Here is a 6,840-nt window from a genome sequence, read left to right as displayed (position 1 = left end):
GAACCAAGATAAAGCATTGTACCAAGTATCACAGTTAACAGTTGCGAGAAATATTTAGATAATACAAATGTGATACGACTCACACCTGCAGTTAAGGTATTTTTATAGGTTTTTTGAGAAAACTCGTAACCAGAAATGATCACAAAGAAGCCAATGAAAAGATAATTTAAGATACTACTTGATGAAAGTGCTCCTTTAAGCGCAATTTCAGGCGTCCATACAGCATTACCATAGGCTTCCATTACTGCAGAAGTTTCTGTACTTACGCCAATTGAAGTAAACGCCTCAGATAAGACAACAGAACCAGCCAACCCAATAATAGCTATTAAAATCATATAAAACCCTTTTGAATGAAATAATCGATAGAAATCTGCTTTAATTAAACGTAACATTATACTTCCTCCTTAAGACTGCTCACTAGATTTGTGTAATAGTTTTCTAAACTGTTTTCTTTTTTGCCGATATAATCTACTAGAACGCCATTTGCTGCGAGGAGCATATTGATTTCTCTAACAGATTGATTCTCAGTAAAAATATGAATTTCATCTTGTGCAACAACTTCAAATGTATCACCAATTTTTTCTTTTAATAACATAGCTGCTTTGTTGACATCATCAATTTTGACAACAATTGCCTCTGTATTTGATGCATCAAACTCGGCTTTGGTTAATTCTTGTACCATTTGACCCTCATGGATGAAGCCAAAGCGAGTTGAGACATGATAAAGCTCTGTTAAAATATGACTTGAGATTAAAATCGTTGTATTTTTTTCACGGTTGATCCGCTCAATAATTTCTCTAAATTCAATAATGGCAATTGGATCTAAGCCGTTAATGGGCTCATCTAAAATCAAGAAGTCTGGATTGCTCACTAAAGCCATGGCAATGCCTAATCGTTGTTTCATCCCTAATGAAAAGTTTTTAAACTTTTTCTTTTTTGTATCCGCTAAATTCACAAAAGTTAAAGCTTCTTCAATCACAGATAAATCATGAATGCCTTTTTGAATACAAATGATTTTCATATTTTCATAAGCAGATAATTTATTGTAAGCCGCAGGTGCTTCAATTACTGAGCCAATGCGCTGTAAGACACTGCTATATTCTCTAGTACGTTTATTTTTTCCTAGTAGCACAATTTCACCAGATGTTTGTTCAGATAAACCAGTGATTAGTTTCATGATGGTGGTTTTACCCGCACCATTTCTTCCAATTAAACCGTAGATATCTCCTTTTTTTACTTCTAGTGTCACACTTTTCAGTGCTTCTTCTTTACCAAATTTTTTTCCAACATTTTTTAATGATAAAACTGCTTCAGTCATTTATGTTCCACTCCTCTTTTTTTAGTTATGTAGGCTACACGTTGTTTGTTTCAAGCAACTGTGTTGTTTTCCTTTCAACACCATAACTATACCAAGCATCTCTTAAATGGTCTCTTAACCAATTATTAACTATTTCTTAAATCCCCAAAAAACCATAATAAACACTTTTTTTACAATATCATCCGTTCGGTTGATAGGCAGTCTACTGTTCTTTTTCTATAATAAAGACATAAAGGAGATGGAAATATGCACTCACTAATCGAAGTAAAGAAATTAGGAAAAAGTTATCAAGCAAAACAAGTCATACATGGGCTATCGTTTGAAATTAAGCAGGGAGAAATTTTATGTCTACTTGGACCAAATGGTGCTGCTAAAAGTACGACAATCAATATTATCTGTGGCGCTTTAGGCTATGATTCAGGTGAAATCTTATATCAAGGGAAATCAATTGAGAAAAATATCAAAGCTTTTAAAGAGAAGCTAGGAATGGTGCCACAAGATTTAGCGTTATATGAAGATTTAACCGCAGAGCAAAATATTCGTTTTTTCGCCTCATTGTATGGACTAAAAGGCGCTGCATTAGCAGCAGGAATTGACTTTGCCTTACATTCGGTAGGATTGACTGCACACCGTAAAGAAAAAGCCAATACATTTTCTGGGGGGATGAAGCGTCGGTTAAATATTGCTTGCGCCATTGCCCATCAACCAGAATTATTGATTATGGATGAGCCAACCGTGGGAATTGATCCTCAATCTCGTAATCATATTTTAGATGCCATTCGTAAGATGCAAAAAAATGGGATGACCATTTTATATACCACGCATTATATGGAAGAAGTAGAAGAAATCTCTACTAGAATTATTATTATGGATCATGGAAAAATGATTGCAGAAGGAACAAAAGAATCCTTAAAAGCCTTATCAGGTGAAAAAAATATTGTCATTGAATTAGCAACTAGCACAGTCTTTTCCTTAGATGATTTTTATCACATTGAAGGACTTAAAGAAGTGAAGCTAGAAGCACAACAATTAATTGTGACAACGATTCAAGGAGTCGAAAACTTAGATAAAATCATCAGTGTTTTAATTCAATTAAATCAAAAAATTCAAAATGTTGAGATACAATCAAATAATTTGGAAACCGTCTTTTTAGATTTAACAGGACGTTCCTTAAGAGATTAGGAGGGATTCAACCATGTATCGTTTTCTAAGAATTGTTCAAAGAGATACCATCAATTTATTAATTAACCCAATGTGGATATTTTTTGGCATTGGTTTTCCCTTCTTATTAACAGCTGTTTTAGGTGTCTTGACTGAAGGGTTATATGGAAGTAGTATTACCAGCTATGATTATTATGGCGTGACAATGCTGCTCTATAGTACTTTGTATGCTGCTACTTTTTCGGCCAATGCTTTTTTAGAGGAGAGAATCAAGCAGCCAAATTTACGAATTATCTACTCACCTATCAATAAATTTTCTATTCCCTTATCTAAAATAATTGCCACCTTTATTTTTACCGCTATTTTCTATACGCTTGCTGGTGGTGTGATGCATATTCTTCTAGGGGTGAACTTTGGTAGTGCGCACCTTGGAAAGATTATGGCACTGTTTTTAGCAGTAGACTTTTTCTTTAGCTGTATTGGTGTTTTAATGTGTTGCCTATTTAAAAGTGAAGGTGTTGCCAATCAAATTATTAGTATTGTGACTACTTTGTTTGCGGTTTTATCTGGTTTGTTTTTCCCAGTAGCAAGTCTTGGAAAGCAAATGGTAGCAATCAGCAAGTTTTCACCGATAACTAAAGTAATAGATTTGATCTTTTCACTCATTTACGACACTGCTGCAACTGGTTTTTTAGCAACAATGGGCCTACTATTAGGAATGTCGATGCTACTTATTTTATGCTGCGGGGCATTATTTAAAGGAGAGGATTACTTATGATAGCTGTCATTAAAAATGATTGTCGTCGAGCTTGGGAAAATAAAGCGCGTATTTTCGTGATGTTTGCTTTAATGGTTGTGTCAATTGGTGTTGCAATTTTTATGAGCAGCCATGGGGAAGAGACATTGCGCATTGGTTTTGTTGGAGAGGAAAGTGAATGGGCGGTCTCATCCGATAAACTGGAGGTCACCTATTTAAAAGAAGCGCCCAAAACTTCGGAGCTAATCAAAGGAACCTATGATGCAGTGGTTCAAAAAGAAGGGGGAAATATAACAGTAGAAACGATTAAAAATGATGTCCTTCAAACCAAATTGGAGCAGCTGTTAGCAGGAACGGCTGGAAATGAAATGACGTTAACTGAGAAAAAAGGTGCAGGGAGCATGATGATTGGTTACTTGCTGATGTTTTTATTAATGGCTAGTTTAACCAATATGTTTACTTTTGGTGAGGATAAAGAGCAGCATCTACTTGAACGCATTGCCACAACGCCCACCTCTTTAATGCGGGTATTACTAGGACATACCGCCTTTTCCTTCGTCTTGTTATTCCTTCCAATCCTATGTATTATCGCAGGAGCTAAGGTTATTTTTCAAGTGGATATTGGCTTTGAACTGTTTGAGTATTTCTATTTGTTAGGCTTCATTTGTCTATTTGCGACAGCTTTCTCTTTATTTATGGCTTCGCTCTTTACTGATAGTGATCGTTCCAATATGTTAGGCTCAACTATTGTTGTGATTACCACTGTACTTTCTGGTAGCTTTTTTTCTTTTGAAGATGGCAACAAATGGCTAGATTATTTGATTCAAGTTTTGCCGCAGAAAAGATATCTAGAAGCTGTTGCCAATTTGGAAAATGGGGATTCAATGATAACAAACATCGCTTATCTGCTTATTTTTACCATTGTTTTATTCTTCTTTGCTCTGATGAAAACACGAAAAGATTATGTTAGAAGCTAGTCATTCCTGTTATACTAGAAGTAATATTAGTAGGCAAAAGGGGTCATCAGCGTGGAAAAAAGAATATTAAATGGTAGAATCAGACAGCCTGAAGTTCGGAAAAAGATAGTCCGTCGACCATTATTGATGAATAAAATTTATGGGATTACGACTAAAAAATTACTTGTGGTAGAAGCAGGAGCAGGCCGAGGGAAGACCACAGCGGTGACAGCTTTTTTGTCAGACTATCCAAAGGAACAGATTAAATGGGTCAGTTTAGGCAAAGATTGTAATCATCTTTATGTTTTTTGGAGCTACTTAGTAGAAGTGTTACAAACCCAATTAGGTGAACTAAAACAGGAATTTTTAGCTTTTTTCCAGGCAACTGTGAATAAGGAAACAATAGATGATGGCATTGCATTTTTAAGCAATGGTTTATTTGAAAGCGAGGATTTCTTTTTAGTCTTAGATGATTTTCATTTAATAGAAAATGAAGAGGTGCTCCAATCATTTGCACTCTTTTTATCACAAATGCCAGCTACCGTCCATGTCTTACTTTTAACCAGACATCGTCCGAAGCTTTATTTAGGCAATCTAGAAATGGATGATCAATTACAATATATTGTGGAAAAGGATTTCTTCTTATCAGAAAATGAGGCTCTAAAATTTGTAGAGGAAGCTGTGGGAGCAGCTTTAACACAAGAAGAGAAGCAACAATTCATCACAATTGCAGACGGCTGGATTGGTGGCTTACAGCTGTTAATCGCTGCTAATTTACGGACAGGCATAATCAAGCTAAATGAGTTAGAAAAAAGTGATAAAGTCTTATCTGATTATTTATCAAAAGAAATCTTTCAACAATTAACAACAGAAGAACAGACATTTTTAGTGCAGACGGCTTCTTTTTCTTACTTAAATGAAGCCTTAAGCCATGCACTTTTACCTCAGATAGACTTTCAGGAGTGCATCATGCAGTTGATGCATAAAAATCTGCTTATTGAATGTGTCGATTTAAACCATCAAATTTATCAATACCATCCTATTTTAAAGGATTTTTTAATGCTTCAGTTTGAAAAGAAAGCTTTAGCTGAACAAAAGCAGCTAAAGGCAGTGGCTGCCAGTTCATTTATTCAACAAGGGGATTTAGATGAAGGCATCCGTTTACTACTTGAGATAGAGGATTACGCTCAGATGATGGCTCTGATTATTGACTTGCCACAAACAATTCGTTCTGCCTATTATGTTGGAGAGGTGCCTATACCAGAAGCCATTCAAAACATTGATTTTGCCTATCAAAAGATTTTTTATCATTATTCAAATTTAGAGTATGCAGTTTGTCAAGAAATCATTGATGCCTTAGAAAAAAAATACCCTGAAAAAAATGAAATCAAAGCCATTGCAGGAATCAAAATATTATTGGGTATCCAACCATTTTCAATTGAACAGCTATCAATTACCGTTGCTGAAATCAAACAGTTACAGCTAACACCCACATCAAAAGCGTTTATCTTATTGAAGAATGCTGCTGTGCTCTATTTTCGTGATCAATTTGTTGAAGCGATTGATCTTGTTAAAAGTAGTATGGCTCTAAATCAACAAACAAATAATTCATTTTTAACTTATTTTAATCAAAATTTACTGGCTCAATTATATGAAGAAACAGGAGAATTGAATCAAAGTCTTGCTTTGTTAAAAGCAACCAAGAAAATGATTGCTAAAATGAAGTATGGTCAATCGATTAAAAAAAATTATGAGCTTACTTTTTATATGACCATCTCAGGAATTTATCTAAAGCGCTTAGACTTAGAAAATGCTGAAAAAACTTTGCTTAAAGTGAGCCAGCAACAGCATGAACATGTGGCTTTAGCTTATCAGTATAATCAAGCAGAGTTCTTCTACTTATCTAACCGACCAGAGGAAGCGTTTCAAGTGGTTCAAAAAATAGAAGATGAAGCACTAGGTCATTATAGTGTGCTAACTAAATCTATTTTGTTGAAATATTGTTTAAAATACAACCAACTAAGCAAAGCGTTTCAAGATTCTTATGTAACACTGTATCACCAAGAAAAAAATAATCATAGCCTAAATAATCAGCTGTTTTATAGTATGATTTTAGTGAAACAAGCGCAACCAGAGCAAGCAATAGAAGTGATTGATCAGATTCTGATCAAAAGTCGTAAAAACCAGATTTTTCTTAAAATTATTGAAGCAAATTTATTAAAGTTATCCATTCTTTTAGCGCAACCCAATGCTGATCAACGCTTACTGAAAAATTTATATTCTGAAAGCTTATATTATGCTAGTGACAATGAAATCAAAGCCCCATTTTACTTTTATCAAGAAGTTGTTTGTCAACTTGATACACAGTTTAGTCAAGAACTTGCCGCACAATTGGAACCCAAAGAGCAAGCTTTTCATCAGCAATTATTAGCTGTTTGTGATGTAGCCGATAAAGACTTATTAACAGCGAGGGAACATGAAGTGTTAATTGAGATTGCAAAGGGAGCAACAAATAGGCAGATGGCAGAAAAACTGTTTATCTCAGAAGCTACTATCAAAACGCATATTTTAAATATCTATCGCAAGCTTGAAGTGAATTCTCGTGTGACAGTAGTCGCTAAGGCTAAAGAGATGGGCCTTTTATAAAA

At 34.8% G+C, this 6,840-nt stretch carries 5 protein-coding genes and 1 pseudogene; 4 read left to right on the top strand and 2 right to left on the bottom strand.

All coding sequences use genetic code 11. The features are described from left to right. Together BMW29_RS12945 and BMW29_RS12940 are read right to left on the bottom strand one after the other, a co-directional pair. A pseudogene (locus BMW29_RS12945) lies at nucleotides 1-392 on the bottom strand (ABC transporter permease); the annotation flags it as partial. Further along, nucleotides 392-1,318: an ABC transporter ATP-binding protein gene (locus BMW29_RS12940; RefSeq protein ID WP_092654050.1), complete on the bottom strand. Its 927-nt coding sequence runs from the start codon at nucleotides 1,316-1,318 to the stop codon at nucleotides 392-394. The gene BMW29_RS12940 and the pseudogene BMW29_RS12945, both read right to left, overlap by 1 nt. A 246-nt stretch (nucleotides 1,319-1,564) precedes the next feature. Between BMW29_RS12940 and BMW29_RS12935 the strand changes: the two genes are divergently transcribed. From BMW29_RS12935 to BMW29_RS14145, 4 genes are read left to right on the top strand one after another with little or no spacing between them, the layout of a single operon-like run. Next, nucleotides 1,565-2,500: an ABC transporter ATP-binding protein gene (locus BMW29_RS12935; protein ID WP_092654048.1), complete on the top strand. Its 936-nt coding sequence runs from the start codon at nucleotides 1,565-1,567 to the stop codon at nucleotides 2,498-2,500. Nucleotides 2,501-2,513: 13 nt separating this feature from the next. Continuing rightward, entirely contained in the window at nucleotides 2,514-3,257 is a 744-nt protein-coding gene (locus BMW29_RS12930) for an ABC transporter permease (RefSeq protein WP_092654046.1), read from the top strand. Further along, complete coding sequence (locus BMW29_RS12925) at nucleotides 3,254-4,213, top strand: ABC transporter permease (RefSeq protein WP_092654043.1); 960 nt, start codon at nucleotides 3,254-3,256, stop codon at nucleotides 4,211-4,213. The genes BMW29_RS12930 and BMW29_RS12925 overlap by 4 nt, the downstream gene beginning before the upstream one ends. A 51-nt stretch (nucleotides 4,214-4,264) precedes the next feature. After that, the gene (locus BMW29_RS14145) at nucleotides 4,265-6,838 is read left to right on the top strand and encodes a LuxR C-terminal-related transcriptional regulator (protein ID WP_092654041.1); all 2,574 of its coding nucleotides are present in this window, start codon (nucleotides 4,265-4,267) and stop codon (nucleotides 6,836-6,838) included. Nucleotides 6,839-6,840 lie beyond the last annotated feature (2 nt).

Source organism: Isobaculum melis (genome assembly GCF_900111355.1).
Taxonomy (GTDB): domain Bacteria; phylum Bacillota; class Bacilli; order Lactobacillales; family Carnobacteriaceae; genus Isobaculum; species Isobaculum melis.
This window is presented reverse-complemented; position numbering and strand designations above follow the sequence as displayed.

Excerpts from the sequence above, each read along its gene's own strand:
- BMW29_RS12940 (WP_092654050.1), bottom strand. The coding sequence starts at position 1,318 with ATGACTGAAGCAGTTTTATCATTAAAAAATGTTGGAAAAAAATTTGGT.
- BMW29_RS12935 (WP_092654048.1), top strand. The coding sequence starts at position 1,565 with ATGCACTCACTAATCGAAGTAAAGAAATTAGGAAAAAGTTATCAAGCA.
- BMW29_RS12930 (WP_092654046.1), top strand. The coding sequence starts at position 2,514 with ATGTATCGTTTTCTAAGAATTGTTCAAAGAGATACCATCAATTTATTA.
- BMW29_RS12925 (WP_092654043.1), top strand. The coding sequence starts at position 3,254 with ATGATAGCTGTCATTAAAAATGATTGTCGTCGAGCTTGGGAAAATAAA.